Below are 17,522 nucleotides of genomic sequence, written 5' to 3' on the forward strand. Positions count from 1 at the left end.
TCCCCGTTCGGAATCCGGAGCCCCCACAGATGAACATCTCCGTGCCCAGACGCGTCACCGCGGTCGCCGCCCTCGCGGCGCTCGCCCTCGGCGGACTCACCGGTACCACCGCCTCGGCCAACCCGGCCGCGGCCGCCGCCGCGCCCGACATCCCGCTCGCCAGCGTCAAGCAGCACTTGACGGACCTGCAGTCGATCGCCACCGCCAACGGCGGCAACCGCGCCCACGGCCGTACCGGCTACAAGGCGTCGATCGACTTCGTGAAGGCGAAGCTGGACGCCGCCGGATACACCACCACCATCCAGCAGTTCACCTCCGGCGGATCCACCGGCTACAACCTGATAGCCGACTGGCCCGGCGGTGACCCGAACCAGGTCCTGATGGCCGGCTCGCACCTCGACTCGGTGACCTCGGGCCCCGGCATCAACGACAACGGCTCCGGTTCCGCGGCGGTCCTGGAGACCGCGCTCGCGGTCGCCCGATCCGGCTACCAGCCCACCAAGCACCTGCGTTTCGGCTGGTGGGGCGCTGAGGAGCTCGGTCTCGTCGGCTCGAAGTACTACGTGGCCCAGCTGCCCGCCACCGAGCGCGCCAAGCTCTCCGGCTACCTCAACTTCGACATGATCGGCTCGCCGAACCCGGGGTACTTCGTCTACGACGACGACCCGGCGATCGAGACGACCTTCAAGAACTACTTCGCCGGGATCGGCGTCCCGACCGAGATCGAGACGGAGGGCGACGGCCGCTCCGACCACGCCTCCTTCAAGAACGTCGGCGTCCCGGTCGGCGGTCTCTTCACGGGCGCGAGCCGGGTCAAGTCCAGTGCCCAGGTGCAGAAGTGGGGCGGTACGGCCACGGCCTTCGACCGCTGCTACCACTCCTCCTGCGACACGACGTCGAACATCAACGACACCGCCCTGGACCGCAACAGCGACGCGATCGCGCACGCGATCTGGACGCTCTCCGCGGGGACGACCAACCCGCCCACCGGCAAGGTCTTCGAGAACACGGCCGACGTGTCCGTCCCGGACAACGGCGCCGCGGTGACCTCCACGGTCAACGTCACCGGCATCACCGGCAACGCCCCGAGCAACCTCTCCGTCGGCGTGGACATCGTCCACACCTACAAGGGTGACCTCGTCGTGGACCTCGTCGCCCCCGACGGCTCGGTCTACAACCTGCACAACCGGACCGGCGGCAGCGCCGACAACATCGTCCAGACCTTCACCGTGAACGCCTCCTCGGAGGTCGCGAACGGCGCCTGGAAGCTCCGCGTCCAGGACAAGGCCTCGGCCGACACCGGCTACGTCAACGGGTTCAAGCTCACCTTCCCGTAAGCCGTCCCGCGAGAAACGCCCGGGCGGGTCGGTGACCATCGCCCCCGACCCGCCCGGGGCCCCAACCGTGTTCCGCCGAACGCTACTTGTCGGCGTTCGCCGCGTTCACCAGCGCGTCCTTCGTGACCGCGCCGACGTAGACCCGGCCGTCGTCGGTGAGGAGCGCGTTCACCAGCTTCGTCTTGAAGACGGTGCCGGAGCCGAACTTCCCGGTGACCTTGTCGCCGAGGGAGTCCAGGAGGCCCTGGACCTCCTTCGGCGCCTCGTCGGTCCTGGGCGCGGGGGCGCCGGTGTCGAGCCTCGCGATCGTCGTCCAGCCCTCGCCGATGACGTTCACGCCGCCGTCGCCGGAGCCCGCTCCGAGGCCGAAGGCCTCCCCGAGACCCCCGGGCAGCTCGTCGCCGAACGGGGTCTCCTTCGCACCCTCGGCCTCCTCGGCCGCCTTCTCCGCCGCGCCCTCGGTGACCTTCGCGCCCTCGGGCGCCTCGAAGGTGAAGTCGGAGGCGGCCGGCTTCGAGAAGTCGACCTTCGTGAAGCCCGCGTCGACGACGGGCTTGCCGCCCTCGACCGAGGCGAGGGTGAACTTCAGCGGGGTGCCGTTCGCCGCGTCCACCGCGATCTTCACCGACGCGACCGTCGAACCGCTCTGCTTCGGCTTGATCACCAGCTGGTACGCGTCCCGGCCGGCCACCTTGGCCGTACCGTCGACGGTGATCGACGTGGTGTCGCCGGCCGCCTTCAGGACCTCGTCCGCGAGCTGCCTGGGCGTGCCCGGCAGCTCCGCGTCCCCCTGGGGGGCCTGCGACGGACCGTCGCCGGCCGGGGCCTTCTCGTGGAAGACCTCGTTGGACTTGCTGTCGTACGCCCAGACGTCGTCGCCGTTGTGGATCAGGCTGTACTCGTCGGAGCCGTCGAGCAGGGTCAGCTTCTGGCGCTCGGGGCCGTCCGCCGCCACCCGCAGGGTGTGGCTGCCGGAGAGGAGCTGGGTGAGCTTCTCCGTCGGGTCCGCCGAGGCCGGGCCGCCGCCACCGCCGCCGAGGCCGGAGGCCAGGCCGGACGCGAGGCCGTCGAGGGGCAGGCCCAGGTCGGTGGAGACCTTGAACGTGCCGGACAGGGTCTGCGTGTCCGAGGCGGCGATCTTCTCGATGAGCTGCTGGGCGGTGATCTCCGGCAGATCGGGGTCGCCGGACGCCGCCAGCGCCGGGACCAGTCCGATGGTCGCCGCGGCCACTCCTGCCACCGCGACCGGGACGATGAACCGGCTCGCCTTACGGGTCTGTGCCATGGTCTCCCCTACCTCCGTGCCCTTCGCGGGCCCTCGTGGTCGATGACTCCATCTCACCAAAGCGGAGGCGCGGAAGCGTCAGCCCGGGGGATCAACCTGGCGTACTGCTTCGGGATGACCCGACCCTGAGGCCGGCCCGTCCCCGGGGGGAGGGCCGGGGGCTCAGCCCGCCCGGTGGACCACCGCGTCGCACATCTCCGCGAGCCCGGCCTTCGCGTACCCGTCGGGCAGCGGGGCCAGCATGGCGCGGGCCTCCTCGGCGTACCGCACGGTGTCCCGGCGGGCCTGTTCCAGGGCCGGGTGGGCGCGCAGCCGGCGCAGGGCCTCGGCGTGCCGGGTGTCGTCGGTGAGGTCGCCGTCGACGAGCTCGACGAGGGCGAGGTCCTCGGGCCGTCCGTGGGCCGCGGCGGCGGCGCGCAGGTGCAGGACGGGCAGGGTCGGGATGCCCTCGCGCAGGTCGGTGCCGGGGGTCTTGCCGGACTCGTGGGAGTCGGAGGCGATGTCGAGGACGTCGTCGGCGAGCTGGAAGGCGACGCCGAGCCGTTCGCCGTACTGGGTGAGGGTGTCGACGACGTTCTCGTCGGCGCCGGACATCATGGCGCCGAAGCGGCAGGCGACGGCGACGAGGGAGCCGGTCTTGCCGCTGAGGACGTCGAGGTAGTGGTCGACGGGGTCGCGGCCGTCGCTGGGACCGGCGGTCTCCAGGATCTGGCCGGTCACGAGCCGTTCGAACGCCTCGGACTGGATGCGTACGGCCTCGGGACCGAGGTCCGCGAGCGTGTGCGAGGCGCGGGCGAAGAGGAAGTCACCCGTGAGGACGGCGATCGAGTTGCCCCAGCGGGTGTTGGCGCTGGGGACTCCGCGCCGGACGTCGGCCTCGTCCATGACGTCGTCGTGGTACAGCGTGGCCAGGTGGGTGAGCTCGACGACGACGGCGGAGGGCACGACGCCCGGCGCGTAGGGGTCGCCGAACTGGGCGGCGAGCATCACGAGCAGGGGGCGGAAGCGCTTGCCACCGGCCAGGACGAGGTGCTGCGCGGCCTCCGTGATGAAGGGGACATCGCTCTTGGTGGCGTCCAGGAGGCCCGCCTCCACTGCCGCCAACCCGGTCTGGACATCGGCCTCAAGAGCCTGGTCCCGCACGCTAAGACCGAACGGCCCGACGACGGTCACGAGGGGGTCTCCTGTCTGCTGACGCCTGCTGACGTTCACGCGGGTGCGTTCACACGGCTTGCCGAGGATCACATGGATTGTCGATGTGTCGCTCGATTCACTCAAGCCAGCGTATCCGGTCACCTTTCGATCACCGTGGGCGCCTTCCCGTCACCCCCGGTATGTTCGGGATCAGCTCATACGACCAGGAGTAGTCCTTTTGTCCCGAACAGCGATCGACACCGACACGGGCGGCGAGCAGCCGCCTCCCGAGGACGACCACGGCTTCTTCGGACACCCACGGGGTCTGCTGACCCTGTCGGGCCTGGAGGTCTGGGAGCGGTTCTCGTTCCTCGGCATGCAGGCGATCCTCGTCCTCTACTTCGCGGCGTCGGTCTCCGACGGCGGCCTCGGCATGGCGTCGGGCACCGCCGCCTCGGTCTCCGCCGCCTACGGCACCCTCGTGTACCTGGTCTCGGTGGCCGGCGGCTGGCTCGCGGACCGCGTCCTCGGCTCGTACCGCGCGGTCCTCTGGGGCGGCGTCCTGATCGCCTGCGGCCACTACGCCATGGCGGTGCCGACCGCCGCCATGACCTGGGTGGGCCTCGGTCTGATCAGCGCGGGCACGGGGCTGCTCAAGCCGAACGTGGCGACCATGGTCGGCAAGCTGTACCGGACGGACGACGACCGCCGGGACGCCGGTTTCGCCCTCTACTACATGGCCATCAACATCGGGGCCTTCGCCGGTCCGCTGATCACCGGCTGGCTCGCCGACCACAAGGGCTACCACTGGGGTTTCTCGGCGGCGGCGATCGGCATGACCTTCGGCCTGATCCAGTACGTGGCGGGCCGGCGTCACCTGGCCGGGCGCAAGCACTCCGCCGAGTTCGCGCTCGCCCCCGACGCCATGCGCGGGGCGGTCCGGCTGATGGTCGTCGGCGCGGTCGTGGCGGCCGCCGTCGGCACGGGCCTGGCGCTCGCGGGCTGGCTGACCATGGACCGGTTCGTGGACCTGCTGACCCTCGTCTCGGTGATCGCCCCGGTCGTCTACTTCTGGGTGATGTTCACCAGCCCCCGGGTCACGGCCGAGGAGCGGGGCCGCCTCAAGCCGTACATCGTGCTCTTCCTGGCCTCGGTGGTCTTCAACTTCATCCTCTTCCAGGCCTACTCGACGATGATCCTGCTCGCGTCCACCAACGCCCGCACGACCATCCTCGGCTTCGACTTCCCCGCCAGCTGGTACGCCTCCGCCCTCGGCGCCTTCGAGGTTCTCCTGGCCCCGGTGGTGGCCGCCCTCTGGGCCCGGATGGGGCACCGGCAGCCGCACGCCTCCAACAAGATCGCGTACGGGGTGATCCTCGGCGGTCTGTCGTTCCTCCTGATGGTCCTGCCGACCTCCGGGCACGCCGACGACACGTACCGGATGGCCGCGTGGTGGATCGTCGGCTCCTACCTGCTGCTCGGCCTCGGTGACGTGCTCCTGGAGACCTCCGGGATGTCCGCCACCAGCAAGCTCGCGCCGAAGGCCTTCTCCAGCCAGACCATGTCGCTCTGGTTCCTCTCCCTCGCTCTCGCCAACGGCATCCAGGCGCAGACCGTGAAGCTCTACGACGATGTCTCCAAGCCCGTCTACTTCGGCGTGAACGGCGCCGTGGCCGTCGCCGTCGGCCTCGTCGTGATCGCCCTGGCGCCCTGGCTGCGCCGCACCATGCACCCCGTCCACTAGGGAGCCGAGATGAAGATCCGTACCGAGTTCCCGTACGAGATCCGGCGCGAGGACGTCCGGATCCCGCTGCCGGACGGAACGAGGCTGTACGCGCGCGTGTGGCGCCCCGTCACCGACGAGCCCGTACCGGCCCTGCTGGAGTACCTGCCCTACCGCCTCACCGACTGGACCGCGCCCCGCGACGCGCAGCGCCACCCCTGGTACGCGGGCCACGGCTACGCCTCCGTACGCGTCGACGTCCGCGGCCACGGCAACAGCGACGGCCTGCCCGGCGACGAGTACGACCCGGTCGAGCTCGCCGACGGCGTCGCCGTCGTGAACTGGCTCGCCGAGCAGCCCTGGTGCACCGGCAAGGTCGGCATGTTCGGCATCTCCTGGGGCGGATTCAACTCGCTCCAGATCGCCGCCCTCGCCCCCGAACCGCTCAAGGCGGTCGTCACCGTCTGCTCCACCGACGACCGCTACGACAACGACGTCCACTACATGGGCGGCTCCGTCCTCGGCGTCGACATGCACGCCTGGGCCGCCACCATGCTCGCCTTCGTCTGCCGCCCGCCCGACCCGCGGTACGTGGGTGAGGAGTGGCGCGAGATGTGGCTGAAGCGCCTGGAGACCGTGGAGCCCTTCGTCCACACCTGGCTCGCCCACCAGACCAGGGACGACTACTGGCGGCACGGCAGCGTCTGCGAGGACTACCCGGCGATCAAGGCCGCCGTCCTCGCCGTCGGCGGCTGGCACGACCCGTACCGGGACACCGTCCTGCGGCTCGCCCAGCACCTCCCCCAGGACCGGGTGCGCGGCATCATCGGGCCCTGGTCCCACCAGTACCCGGACCGCGGCCTGCCGCCCGGCCCCGCGATCGGCTTCCTCCAGGAGACCCTGCGCTGGTGGGACCACCACCTCAAGGGCGCCGAGAACGACGTGATGGCCGAACCGCTGCTCCGCTCCTGGATCAGCGACTCGCACCTCCCGGCCACCGTGTACGAGGAGCTGCCCGGCCGCTGGGTCACGGAACCCGCCTGGCCCTCCCCGAACGTCACCCCCGTCACGTACGCCTTCCAGGGCGCCCCGGTCGTGGTCGACTCGCCGCAGCAGACCGGGCTCGACGCGGGCCGCTTCTTCCCCTTCGGCAACGACGCCGACCTGCCGCCCGACCAGCGCGAGGAGGACGCCCACTCGGCCTGCTTCGACTTCCCCGTCCCCGAGGACGGCGGCCCCGTCGAGATCCTCGGCCGGCCGTCCGTGAACCTCGCCCTGCGCACGGCCGCCCCGACCGGGCAGGTCATCGCCCGGCTCTGCGACATCGCCCCCGACGGCTCCTCCACCCTCGTCACCCGGGGCGCGCTCAACTTCTCCGCCCGCTACGGCCGCGACCGGGCCGTGGAGGCCCAGATCGGCGAGACGGAGGGCTTCGTCTTCGAGCTGAACGGCATCGGCCACTCCTTCGCGCCCGGCCACCGGGTGCGGCTCGCGGTCTCCTCCACGTACTGGCCGTGGATCTGGCCGCAGCCCGACGCGGCGGGCTTCACCCTCGACCCGGCGGGCTCCTCCCTCACCCTGCCGGTGCGCCGCCCCACCGAGGACGCCGTCACCTGGGAGGAGCCGGAGCAGGCCGAACCGCTCGGCGTGGTCTTCCCCCGCACCCTGGAGGAGCCCCGCCCGGAGCGGGTGGTGGTCAGGGACGTGGCGAAGGGCGAGTGGACCCTGGAGGTCGACCCGAGGTACGGCGGGACACGCGTGTACCCGGACGGCCTGGAGTTCACGGAGGACGCCCTGGAGACGTACACGATCGACGAGAGCGGCCCCCTGTCCGCCCGCACCCGCTCGGAGTGGACGATCCGGCTGCACCGGCCGGAGACGGCCTGGGACGTCACCGTGGACACCCGCTCGGAGATCGCCTGCGACGCGGACGACTTCCTCACCACGAACGAGGTGGTGTGCAAGGAGGGCGGCGAGGTCGTCTTCCACCGCACCTGGGAGAAGCGGATCCCGCGCACGGCGGGGTGAGGACGCGGAAGGCGCCCGTACCGAGGCCGGTACGGGCGCCTTCGCGTCGGATCAGACGTTCGCGCCGGCCTTGCGGCGGCGGACGACGAACATCGCGCCGGCGCCGAGGGCGACGGCGGCACCGGCCGCGAGGCCGATCTGGTTCAGGTGGTCGTTCGCGCCGGTGGCGGCGAGGGTGCCCCTGATCGGGGTGTTCGACGAACCGCCCTGCTGGGTGGTGTTGTTGCCACCGGTGGTGGGCGCAGGGGTGGGCGTCGCGGTGGTCTCCGACGGGGTCGGCTTCGGCTCCGGCTTGTCGGTCTTGGCCGCGAGGATGTCGAAGTGGGCGTTGGCGTACGTCTTGCCGATGCCGCAGGTCTCGTCGTCGTTCTCGTACGCGCCGACGGCGAAGGTGGCACCGGGGCCGACCGGGGTCTTGCTGTCGAGCGTGAGGCGGAGCTTCATGTCGGCGGTCGCGCCCTTGGCGAGCTCGCCGACGTCGACGGCGTCGAACGAGTCGGCGGTGTCGGTCCAGTGCGGGTTGCCGGCACCGGTCCACTCGATGGTGATGAACTGCTTGAAGTAGCCGTCCTCGTCCTCCTCGGTGGCGAGGGCGGCGGCACCGACGTAGGCCTCGACCGCGTCGAGGGTCCGGTCGGTGGTGTTGGTGACGCGGAGCGAGAAGACGGCGCTCGTGCCGACGGTGATCGACTTCGGGCCGCTCAGCGCGACCTTGACCGCGTTGTCCTCCTTGCAGTCCTCGCCGATCTCCTCGAAGAACTCCAGCTCTTCCTTGGCCTCGGCGAGCTTCTCGGCGGCGGTCTCCTTGACCTTCCTGGTGAGCTCCTCCAGCTGCGCGGCGGCGATCAGGGCCTCGTCGCGGGCCGTGTCGGCCTCGGTGTACTCCGTGTCGGCGGCGGTCTTGGCCGCGGTGGCCTCGTCGGCCGTCTTCCTCGCGGCGGTGACGGCCGCGGTGGCGGCCGTCTTCTGCTCCTCGGTGGCGTCGACGGGCAGCTCGGCCAGGGCCTTCTCCGCCTTGGCAAGCTCCGCGTCGGCGGCGGTCTTGGCCGCGGCCGCGGCGTCCGCGGCCTTCTTGGCGTCGGCGACGGCGACCTGGAGCCGGTGGTCGGCGCTGTCCACGGCCTTGAAGGCCTTCGCGGCCTTGTCGTGCGCGACGACGGCCTCGTCGTACTCCTTCTGCGCCAGCGCGACGGCGGCCTTCAGCTCCTCCAGCGTCGGCCCCTCGTCCTCCTCGTCCGACGCGGGCTTCTGCGTCGACGCAGGGGACGGCTTCGTGTCGGCGAACGCGGGAGCGGCCGAGAGGAGCAGGACCGGAGTGGTCACGGCGGCGGCCACGGCGGTCGCGAGAATGCGACGAATCTTCACAGTGCGGGACCTTTTTCCTGGTCAGGGAAGGTGGAAGAAATGCGGGGCACGTGCCTGCGGCAACATCACGCGGCGCGGTACCACCGTGATCGTATGGCCGGGAACGGCCTTGCGGGAGTCCCGTTTTCGCAGCTCGGAGCCGGTTTCGGAGCCCGCCCGGCACACAAAGCGCGTGAAGGCGGACAGTTGCTCACGGAGGCCGCACTTTCTGTGTGATCCATGTCATCCGCGCCCGGCGGCCCGACCCGTAACGTGTCCCCCACACCCGTGGAAAGCGAGGCACGTACCCATGTCCGAGCACAGCCCGCTCGACCTGGCCGAGGGCGATCCCTTCGGCCCGCACAACCTCCCGTACGGCGTCTTCTCCACCGCCGACGAGCCCGGCCGGCGCAGGCTCGGCGTCCGGATCGGCGGGCATGTGCTGGACGCGGGTGCCGCGGCGCACGCGCTCGGCTCGCCGTACGCGACGCTCCTCGACCGGCCGAACCTCAACCCGCTGCTCGCGGCCGGGCGGACCGCCTGGCGCGATGTCCGCCGGGCCCTCACGGCCTGGGTGACGGTGCCCGCGCACCGGGCGGACGTCGAGCCGCTGCTCCACCCCCTCGACGCGGTGACCCTGCACCTGCCGTACGAGGTGGCGGACTACGTCGACTTCTACGCGAGCGAGCACCACGCGACGAACGTGGGCCGGATCTTCCGCCCCGACGGCGACGCGCTCACCCCCAACTGGAAGCATCTGCCGATCGGTTACCACGGCCGCGCGGGCACGGTCGTGGTCTCCGGCACCGATGTCGTCCGCCCCTCCGGGCAGCGCAAGGCGCCCACGGACGCGGCCCCGGTCTTCGGCCCCTCGGTCAAGCTGGACATCGAGGCGGAGGTCGGCTTCCTGGTCGGCACGCCGTCGGAGCTGGGCCGGCCGGTCGCGCTCGGCGACTTCCGGGAGCACGTCTTCGGTCTGACGCTGCTCAACGACTGGTCGGCGCGGGACGTGCAGGCCTGGGAGTACGTGCCGCTCGGCCCGTTCCTCGGCAAGTCGTTCCAGACCTCGGTGTCGGCGTGGGTGACGCCCCTGGAGGCACTGGACGCCGCCCGGACCGCTCCGCCCGCGCGGGACCTCCCGCTGCTTCCGTACCTGGACGACGCGGACGAGGAGGAGCCGGGCGGCTTCGACGTGCGGATCACGGTGGAGATCAACGGCGAGGTGGTGGCCGAGCCGCCGTTCTCCACCATGTACTGGACGGCCGCCCAGCAGCTCGCCCACATGACGGTGAACGGCGCCTCGCTGCGCACGGGTGACCTGTACGGCTCCGGCACGGTCTCGGGCCCCGAGGTGAACCAGCGCGGTTCGCTCCTGGAGCTCACCTGGAACGGCCGGGACGCCCTCGAACTCTCCGGTGGCAAGCGGACGTTCCTGGAGGACGGCGACGAGGTCGTCCTGACGGCGTGGGCTCCGGGCCCGGACGGCACGCGGGTGGCGCTCGGCGAGGTCCGGGGCCGGATCGCGCCCTCCGCCTGAGACTCAGGCGGTCCGCCAGAGGGCGGGGACGTTCGGCGGCTGCCAGCCGGGCTGGGCCGTGTGCGCCTGGAGGCACACATAGCCGAGCCCGCCGTGGGTGACGGCGTCCCCGGCCCGGTAGGCGGTCCCCACGGCCCAGCCGCCCCCCGGCGGCCGGGTCGTGGCGGTGGCCGTGGGCGTGGGGCTCGGGCCAGGGGTCTGCGGCACGTTCAGGACGAAGTCGAAGGCCGCCTCACGGGCGCCGCCCGCGTCCCGCACGGTCATCAGCAGCCGCGGGTCGAAGATGGTGTCGGTGTTGTTGCGGGGCTCGTTCGGGAAGTACAGCTGGGTGGTGAGCACCGGGCGGCCGGGGGCCTGGAGCTTGACGTGGAGGTGCCGGGTGCGGCCCGGGTAGAGGCCGGGCACGATCGTGGTGACCCTGAACGCGCCCTGGGCGTCGGTGAACTGGTGGCCGCGGAAGCGGAATCCGGTGTTGTCGTAGGCGCCGTTGGTGTCGGCCTGCCAGAAGTCGAGCAGGACGCCGGATATCGGCCGGCAGGCGAGGCCGAAGACGTAGCCGCTGACGGTGAGCCGCACGCCGGCCGTGCCGGCGTCCACGAGGCTGGTCCGCAGCGGTGAGTTGGGCTTGAAGTAGGGGCCTTCGGTCTGGGGCGGGGTGGGGTCGTCGCCGTCGTCGCACTCCGGGGTGAGGGCGGGTGCCACGTCTCCGGCGGTGAGGGTCCGGGCGAGTGCCGGTACGCCCATGAGGACCGCGGGGGCCGCGATGCCGGCCGCGAGGGCGGCCCGCAGCACCGCCTTGCGGGTGACGTGCCCGGTGCTGGTCTCGTTGTCCATGCCTGCCTGCTCCTCGCGTGGGGGGCTGGGGGATCGCAACGAACCTAGGCGGGCGGGTCGCGGTCTTCGATGGACGGATCACGGCGGTCGTGGTGTTTTCGGAAGTCCCCCGGGCTGCGTCCCGTCTCGCGGCGGAAGAAGCGGCAGAAGTACGCGGGGTCGTCGAAGCCGACCCGGGACGCGATCTGACGTATCGACAGCCCGGTTCCGACGAGGAGGCGTTGGGCCTCCCGGGCGCGGGCCTCGCGCAGCAGGGCGCCGGGGGTGCGGCCGGTGGCGGCGCGGACGGCCTCGGCGAGATACCCGGGGGTGACGCCGATCAGCTCGGCGCACTCGCGCACGGTCCTGCCCTCCGCTCCGGTACGGGCGAGCCGCCGGGCGAACTCCTCGGCGACAGCGGCGGGTCTGCCGGGCGGCGGCGTGTGGGTGCCGGGTCCGCGCAGCCGTGCCGTGCGGACCAGGAGGACGTGCAGGAGGGAGCGCAGGACGGTCGCGAAGCCGTCGGCGCCGTGCCCGTACTCCTCGACGAGTTCGGCCATCAGCCGGCCGGTACGCGCGTGCGTGGCCGGGTCGAGGGTGAGCCAGGGCCGTTCGCCGAGGCGGCGCAGGAGGGCGCGGTCGCCGGGGTGGTCGAGGAGGAAGTCCTCGGTGAAGAGGACGACGCTGCCGTCGAGGCCGCGGGCGTCCTCCCAGTGGTGCAGCTGTCCGGGGAGGATGAGGCCCAGGTGGGGCGGGTGGAGCGGCCAGCGGGCGAGGTCGACGACATGGGTGCCGGTGCCGGCGGTGACGTGGACGATCTCGTAGAAGGTGTGCCGGTGCGGGAAGGCGGCCCGGGACATGGGGCCGATGGTGTCGAAGGTGCCGGCGGCGAAGGGCACCTGGTCGGGGAGCCGGACCTCCAGGCGGTGCATGGGCGGGTCGCCGGCTCGCGGGGTGGCGCAGGGAGTTCCCGGTAACGCGGTGGTGTCGCTCATCGTGCCGCTTCCCCCTCCTGGTGGTACAGACCATTGGGCGGCTCACACGATGGCACGGAACCCCCCACGGGTCACCCCCGCGCCCGGGCCCCCGGGTACGGGCCCCGAGGGCGGGCGCCGGGTACGCCGAAGGGCCCGGCTCGCCCCCGAGCCGGGCCCCTCGCGCGTGTGGTCCGGTCTACCGGACGAAGACGCTCGCCTGGTTCGCCAGGTCCAGGAAGTACTGCGGCGCGAAGCCGAGCACCACCGTGACCACCACACCGGCCGTGATGGTGAGCGTCGTCAGGGCCGAGGGCACGGCGACCGTGGGGCCGTCCGCCTTCGGCTCGCTGAAGAACATGAGCACGATCACCCGGATGTAGAAGAAGGCGGCGATCGCCGAGGAGATCACGCCGACCACGACGAGCGCGCCCGCGCCGCCCTCCGCCGCCGCCTTGAAGACCGCGAACTTGCCGGAGAAGCCGGAGGTGAGCGGGATGCCGGCGAAGGCGAGCAGGAAGACCGCGAAGACCGCCGCGACGAGCGGGGAACGGCGCCCGAGTCCGGCCCACTTGGAGAGGTGGGTGGCCTCGCCGCCCGCGTCCCTGACCAGCGTGACGACGGCGAAGGCGCCGATCGTCACGAAGGAGTAGGCGCCCAGGTAGAAGAGGACGGACGAGATTCCGCTCGGCGTGGCCGCGATGACACCGGCGAGCAGGAAGCCCGCGTGCGCGATCGACGAGTACGCCAGGAGCCGCTTGATGTCGGTCTGGGTGATGGCGACGATCGCACCGCCCAGCATGGTGACGATGGCGACGCCCCACATGACCGGCCGCCAGTCCCAGGTGAGGCCCGGCAGCACCACGTACAGCAGGCGGAGCATCGCGCCGAACGCGGCGACCTTGGTCGCGGCGGCCATGAAGCCGGTGACCGGGGTCGGGGCGCCCTGGTAGACGTCCGGGGTCCACATGTGGAACGGCACGGCGCCGACCTTGAAGAGCAGCCCCGTGAGGATCATGGCGAAGCCGATGAGCAGCAGTGCGTCGTTGCCCATGGTGTCGGCGAGCGCCGGGTTCACGGAGGCGATCGAGCCGTCGACGACCTGGGCGATCGTGGCGTACGAGACGGAGCCCGCGTAGCCGTAGAGCAGGGCGATGCCGAAGAGCAGGAAGGCCGAGGAGAAGGCGCCCAGGAGGAAGTACTTGACGGCCGCCTCCTGCGACATCAGCCGCTTGCGGCGGGCGACGGCGCAGAGCAGGTACAGCGGGAGGGAGAAGACCTCCAGGGCGACGAAGAGCGTCAGGAGGTCGTTGGCGGCCGGGAAGACCAGCATGCCGGCGATGGCGAAGAGCGCCAGCGGGAAGACCTCGGTGGTGGTGAACCCGGCCTTGACGGCGGCCTTCTCGTGGTCGCTGCCGGGGACGGCGGCGGCCTCGGCGGCGAAGGAGTCGACCTTGTGGCCGTGGTCGGCCGGGTCGAGCCTGCGCTCGGCGAAGGTGAAGATCGCCACGATCGAGGCGAGGAGAATGGTGCCCTGGAGGAAGAGGGCGGGTCCGTCGACGGCGATGGCGCCCATCGCCGCGATCTGGGCCTTGGTGGAGCCGTAGCCGCCGGCCGCCAGGCCGACGATGGCGGCGAAGGAGGCGGCGAGCGCCACCACGCTGAGGAACAGTTGGCTGTGGTAGCGGGCCTTGCGGGGCACGAAGGCCTCGACGAGGACGCTGACGATCGCGGCGCCGACCACGATGAGCACGGGCGAGAGCTGCGTGTACTCGATGTGGGGTGCCGGGATCTTGTCCAGCGGCTCGGCAGCGGTCGTCCACAGGCTGTGGACAGAGGTTGCGACAGCGGATGTGCTCACTTGGCTGCCTCCGCGTTCTGGACAGGCACGGCGGGCTGGGGGTCCGTCTGCCGTACGTCGGACATGGTGTGCTGCACGGCCGGGTTGACGACGTCCGTCAGCGGCTTCGGGAAGACCCCGAGGAAGATCAGGATCGCGATCAGCGGGACGACCACCGCCAGTTCACGCGCCCGGAGGTCCGGCAGCTCCCGCACCTCCTCCTTCACCGGCCCGGTCATCGTCCGCTGGTACAGGACGAGGGTGTAGAGCGCGGCGAGGACGATGCCGGTGGTGGCGATGACACCGGCCACCGGGTAGCGGGCGTAGGTGCCGACCAGGACCAGGAACTCGCTGACGAACGGGGCGAGCCCGGGCAGCGACAAGGTCGCGAGACCACCGATGAGGAAGGTGCCGGCGAGCACCGGGGCGACCTTCTGCACCCCGCCGTAGTCGGCGATGAGCCGCGAGCCGCGCCGGGAGATCAGGAATCCGGCGACGAGCATCAGCGCGGCCGTCGAGATGCCGTGGTTGACCATGTAGAGCGTGGCACCGGACTGGCCCTGGCTGGTCATCGCGAAGATGCCCAGGATGATGAAGCCGAAGTGCGAGATCGACGCGTAGGCGACCAGGCGCTTGATGTCCCGCTGGCCGACGGCGAGCAGCGCCCCGTACACGATGCTGATGAGCGCGAGGACGATGATCGCCGGGGTGGCCCACTTCGAGGCCTCGGGGAAGAGTCCGAGGCAGAAGCGGAGCATCGCGAAGGTGCCGACCTTGTCGACGACGGCGGTGATGAGGACGGCGACCGGGGCGGTCGCCTCCCCCATCGCGTTCGGCAGCCAGGTGTGCAGCGGCCAGAGCGGCGCCTTCACCGCGAAGGCGAGGAAGAAGCCGAGGAAGAGCCAGCGCTCCGTGCTGGTCGCCATCTCCAGCGAGCCGTCGGCGCGGGCCGCGGCGATCTCGGTGAGCGAGAAGTTCCCCGCGACCACGTAGAGCCCGATGACGGCGGCCAGCATGATGAGGCCGCCGGCCAGGTTGTAGAGGAGGAACTTGACCGCCGCGTAGGAGCGCTGGGCCGCCGCGTTCTCGTCGGAGCCCGCGTGGGCGCGGTCGCCGAAGCCGCCGATGAGGAAGTACATCGGGATGAGCATGGCTTCGAAGAGGATGTAGAAGAGGAAGACGTCGGTGGCCTCGAAGGAGAGGATCACCATCGCCTCGACCATGAGGATCAGGGCGAAGAAGCCCTGGGTCGGCCGCCAGCGGCTGCTCTTCGTCTCCAGGGGGTCGGCGTCGTGCCAGCCGGCCAGGATCACGAAGGGGATGAGCAGCGCGGTGAGCGCGATGAGCGCCACCCCGATGCCGTCGACCCCGAGCTCGTAGCGGACCCCGAAGTCCTTGATCCAGGCGTGCGACTCGGTCAGCTGGTACCGCTCGCCGCCGGGCTCGAACCGTACGAAGACGACGGCGGCGAGCACGAGCGTGGCGAGCGAGACCAGCAGCGCCAGCCACTTGGCGGCGGTGCGGCGGGCGGCGGGGACGGCGGCGGTGAGGATCGCACCGATCGCCGGAACCGCTGCCGTCACCGTAAGGAGGGGGAAAGACATGGTGGTTACACCGCCCTCATCAGCAGGGTCGCGGCGATGAGCACCGCCGTACCTCCGAACATGGAGACCGCGTACGAGCGGGCGTAGCCGTTCTGGAGCTTGCGCAGCCGGCCGGAGAGTCCTCCGACGGAGGCCGCGGTCCCGTTGACCACGCCGTCGACCAGGGTGTGGTCGACGTAGACGAGGGAGCGGGTCAGGTGGGTGCCGCCGCGGACGAAGACGGCGTGGTTGAAGTCGTCCTGGAGGAGGTCGCGGCGGGCGGCCCGGGTGAGGAGCGAGCCGCGCGGTGCGACGACCGGGACGGGCCCGCGCCCGTACTGGAGGTAGGCGAGGCCGACGCCGATCACCATGACGGCGACGGTGGCGGTGGTGATGGCTCCGGCGCTGATCGGCGGGTGGCCGTGCTCGAAGTTCGTGACGGGCTCCAGCCACTTCACGAACCGGTCGCCGACGCTGAACAGGCCGCCCGCGAAGACCGACCCGAAGGCCAGCACGATCATCGGGATCGTCATGGACTTCGGGGACTCGTGCGGGTGCGGCTCGTGGCCTTCCGCGTCGGGCTGCCAGCGCTTCTCACCGAAGAAGGTCATGAGCATCACGCGGGTCATGTAGTACGCGGTGATGGCGGCGCCGAGGAGGGTGACCGCGCCGAGGATCCAGCCCTCGGTGCCGCCCTTGGCGAAGGCCGCCTCGATGATCTTGTCCTTGGAGAAGAAGCCGGAGAGGCCGGGGAAGCCGATGATCGCGAGGTAGCCGAGGCCGAAGGTGACGAAGGTGACCGGCATGTACTTCCGCAGGCCGCCGTACCTCCGCATGTCGACCTCGTCGTTCATGCCGTGCATGACCGAACCGGCGCCGAGGAACAGCCCGGCCTTGAAGAAGCCGTGGGTCACCAGGTGCATGATCGCGAAGACGTAGCCGATGGGACCGAGGCCGGCGGCCAGGATCATGTAGCCGATCTGCGACATCGTCGACCCGGCGAGGGCCTTCTTGATGTCGTCCTTGGCGCAACCGACGATCGCACCGAAGAGGAGCGTGACCGCGCCGACCACGACGACCACGGTCTGGGCGTCCGGGGCGGCGTTGAAGATGTCGGCGGAGCGGACGATCAGATAGACACCGGCGGTCACCATGGTGGCCGCGTGGATGAGGGCCGAGACCGGGGTCGGGCCCTCCATCGCGTCCCCGAGCCAGGACTGCAGCGGCACCTGGGCGGACTTGCCGCAGGCGGCGAGGAGCAGCATCAGACCGATCGCGGTCAGCGTGCCCTGGCTCGTCTCGCCGGTCGCCCCGAACACCGGCCCGAAGGCGAAGGTGCCGAAGGTGGTGAACATGATCATGATGGCGATCGAGAGGCCGATGTCGCCGACCCGGTTGACCAGGAACGCCTTCTTGGCGGCGGTGGCCGCGCTGGGCTTGTGCTGCCAGAACCCGATCAGGAGGTACGAGGCGAGGCCGACGCCCTCCCAGCCGAAGTACAGGAGCAGGTAGTTGTCGGCGAGGACGAGCAGGAGCATCGCCGCGACGAACAGGTTGAGGTAGCCGAAGAAGCGGCGGCGGCGCTCGTCGTGCTCCATGTATCCGATGGAGTAGACGTGGATGAGCGTGCCGACCCCGCTGATCAGCAGGACGAAGGTCATCGACAGCTGGTCGAGCTGGAAGGCGATGTCCGCCTGGAAGCCCTCGACGGGGATCCAGGTGAAGAGCCGCTGGTGCAGGGCCCGGTCGTCGGCGCTCCGGCCGAGCATGTCGGCGAAGAGCGCCAGGCCGACGGCGAAGGAGGCGGCCGCGAGCAGCGTGCCGATCCAGTGCCCGACCTTGTCGAGCCGTCGGCCGCCGCAGAGCAGGACCACCGCTCCCAGCAGGGGCGCCGCGATGAGCAGCGCAATCAGGTTGTCCACAA

General features: G+C 71.1%; 12 protein-coding genes. 4 read left to right on the forward strand and 8 right to left on the reverse strand.

Features of this window, described 5'->3' with window-relative positions:
• Positions 1–29: 29 nt before the first annotated feature.
• Positions 30–1,337: a M28 family metallopeptidase gene (locus ACRRSS_RS32625; RefSeq protein ID WP_435974598.1), complete on the forward strand. Its 1,308-nt coding sequence runs from the start codon at positions 30–32 to the stop codon at positions 1,335–1,337.
• Positions 1,338–1,419: 82 nt separating this feature from the next.
• On the opposite strand, the gene ACRRSS_RS32630 is transcribed toward ACRRSS_RS32625, so the two are convergent.
• Positions 1,420–2,622 (reverse strand): LolA family protein, encoded by a 1,203-nt coding sequence (locus tag ACRRSS_RS32630; RefSeq protein WP_435974599.1) that lies wholly within the window; start codon positions 2,620–2,622, stop codon positions 1,420–1,422.
• 162 nt (positions 2,623–2,784) lie between these two features.
• On the reverse strand, positions 2,785–3,795 hold the full coding sequence (locus tag ACRRSS_RS32635) for a polyprenyl synthetase family protein (RefSeq protein WP_435974600.1): 1,011 nt from the start codon (positions 3,793–3,795) through the stop codon (positions 2,785–2,787).
• Positions 3,796–3,994: 199 nt separating this feature from the next.
• On the opposite strand from ACRRSS_RS32635, the gene ACRRSS_RS32640 reads away from it, so the two are divergent.
• Both ACRRSS_RS32640 and ACRRSS_RS32645 read left to right on the forward strand, forming a co-directional pair.
• Positions 3,995–5,500: a peptide MFS transporter gene (locus ACRRSS_RS32640; protein ID WP_435974601.1), complete on the forward strand. Its 1,506-nt coding sequence runs from the start codon at positions 3,995–3,997 to the stop codon at positions 5,498–5,500.
• Between the two features lie 9 nt (positions 5,501–5,509).
• A complete protein-coding gene (locus ACRRSS_RS32645) occupies positions 5,510–7,507 on the forward strand; it encodes a CocE/NonD family hydrolase (protein ID WP_435974602.1) in 1,998 nt (665 codons plus the stop codon).
• Between the two features lie 51 nt (positions 7,508–7,558).
• On the opposite strand, the gene ACRRSS_RS32650 is transcribed toward ACRRSS_RS32645, so the two are convergent.
• Complete coding sequence (locus tag ACRRSS_RS32650) at positions 7,559–8,872, reverse strand: peptidase (RefSeq protein ID WP_435974603.1); 1,314 nt, start codon at positions 8,870–8,872, stop codon at positions 7,559–7,561.
• 289 nt (positions 8,873–9,161) lie between these two features.
• On the opposite strand from ACRRSS_RS32650, the gene fahA reads away from it, so the two are divergent.
• Positions 9,162–10,388 (forward strand): fumarylacetoacetase, encoded by a 1,227-nt coding sequence (fahA, locus tag ACRRSS_RS32655; RefSeq protein WP_435974604.1) that lies wholly within the window; start codon positions 9,162–9,164, stop codon positions 10,386–10,388.
• Positions 10,389–10,391: 3 nt separating this feature from the next.
• On the opposite strand, the gene ACRRSS_RS32660 is transcribed toward fahA, so the two are convergent.
• The 5 genes from ACRRSS_RS32660 to nuoL form a co-directional block, all read right to left on the reverse strand.
• Positions 10,392–11,222, reverse strand: a complete 831-nt coding sequence (locus tag ACRRSS_RS32660) for a carbohydrate-binding protein (RefSeq protein ID WP_435974605.1) — start codon at positions 11,220–11,222, stop codon at positions 10,392–10,394.
• 44 nt (positions 11,223–11,266) lie between these two features.
• Complete coding sequence (locus ACRRSS_RS32665) at positions 11,267–12,196, reverse strand: AraC family transcriptional regulator (protein WP_435974606.1); 930 nt, start codon at positions 12,194–12,196, stop codon at positions 11,267–11,269.
• Between the two features lie 178 nt (positions 12,197–12,374).
• Positions 12,375–14,036 (reverse strand): NADH-quinone oxidoreductase subunit NuoN, encoded by a 1,662-nt coding sequence (gene nuoN / locus ACRRSS_RS32670; protein ID WP_435974607.1) that lies wholly within the window; start codon positions 14,034–14,036, stop codon positions 12,375–12,377.
• Positions 14,033–15,619 carry an NADH-quinone oxidoreductase subunit M gene (locus ACRRSS_RS32675; protein ID WP_435974608.1) on the reverse strand — a complete coding sequence of 529 codons (1,587 nt, stop codon included), beginning with the start codon at positions 15,617–15,619 and terminating at the stop codon, positions 14,033–14,035. The genes nuoN and ACRRSS_RS32675 overlap by 4 nt, the downstream gene beginning before the upstream one ends.
• Positions 15,620–15,624: 5 nt before the next feature.
• The gene (nuoL, locus tag ACRRSS_RS32680) at positions 15,625–17,520 is read right to left on the reverse strand and encodes an NADH-quinone oxidoreductase subunit L (protein ID WP_435974609.1); all 1,896 of its coding nucleotides are present in this window, start codon (positions 17,518–17,520) and stop codon (positions 15,625–15,627) included.
• Between the last annotated feature and the right edge of the window lie 2 nt (positions 17,521–17,522).

The sequence above is a fragment of the Streptomyces sp. Qhu_M48 genome (genome assembly GCF_051305195.1).
Lineage (GTDB): Bacteria > Actinomycetota > Actinomycetes > Streptomycetales > Streptomycetaceae > Streptomyces.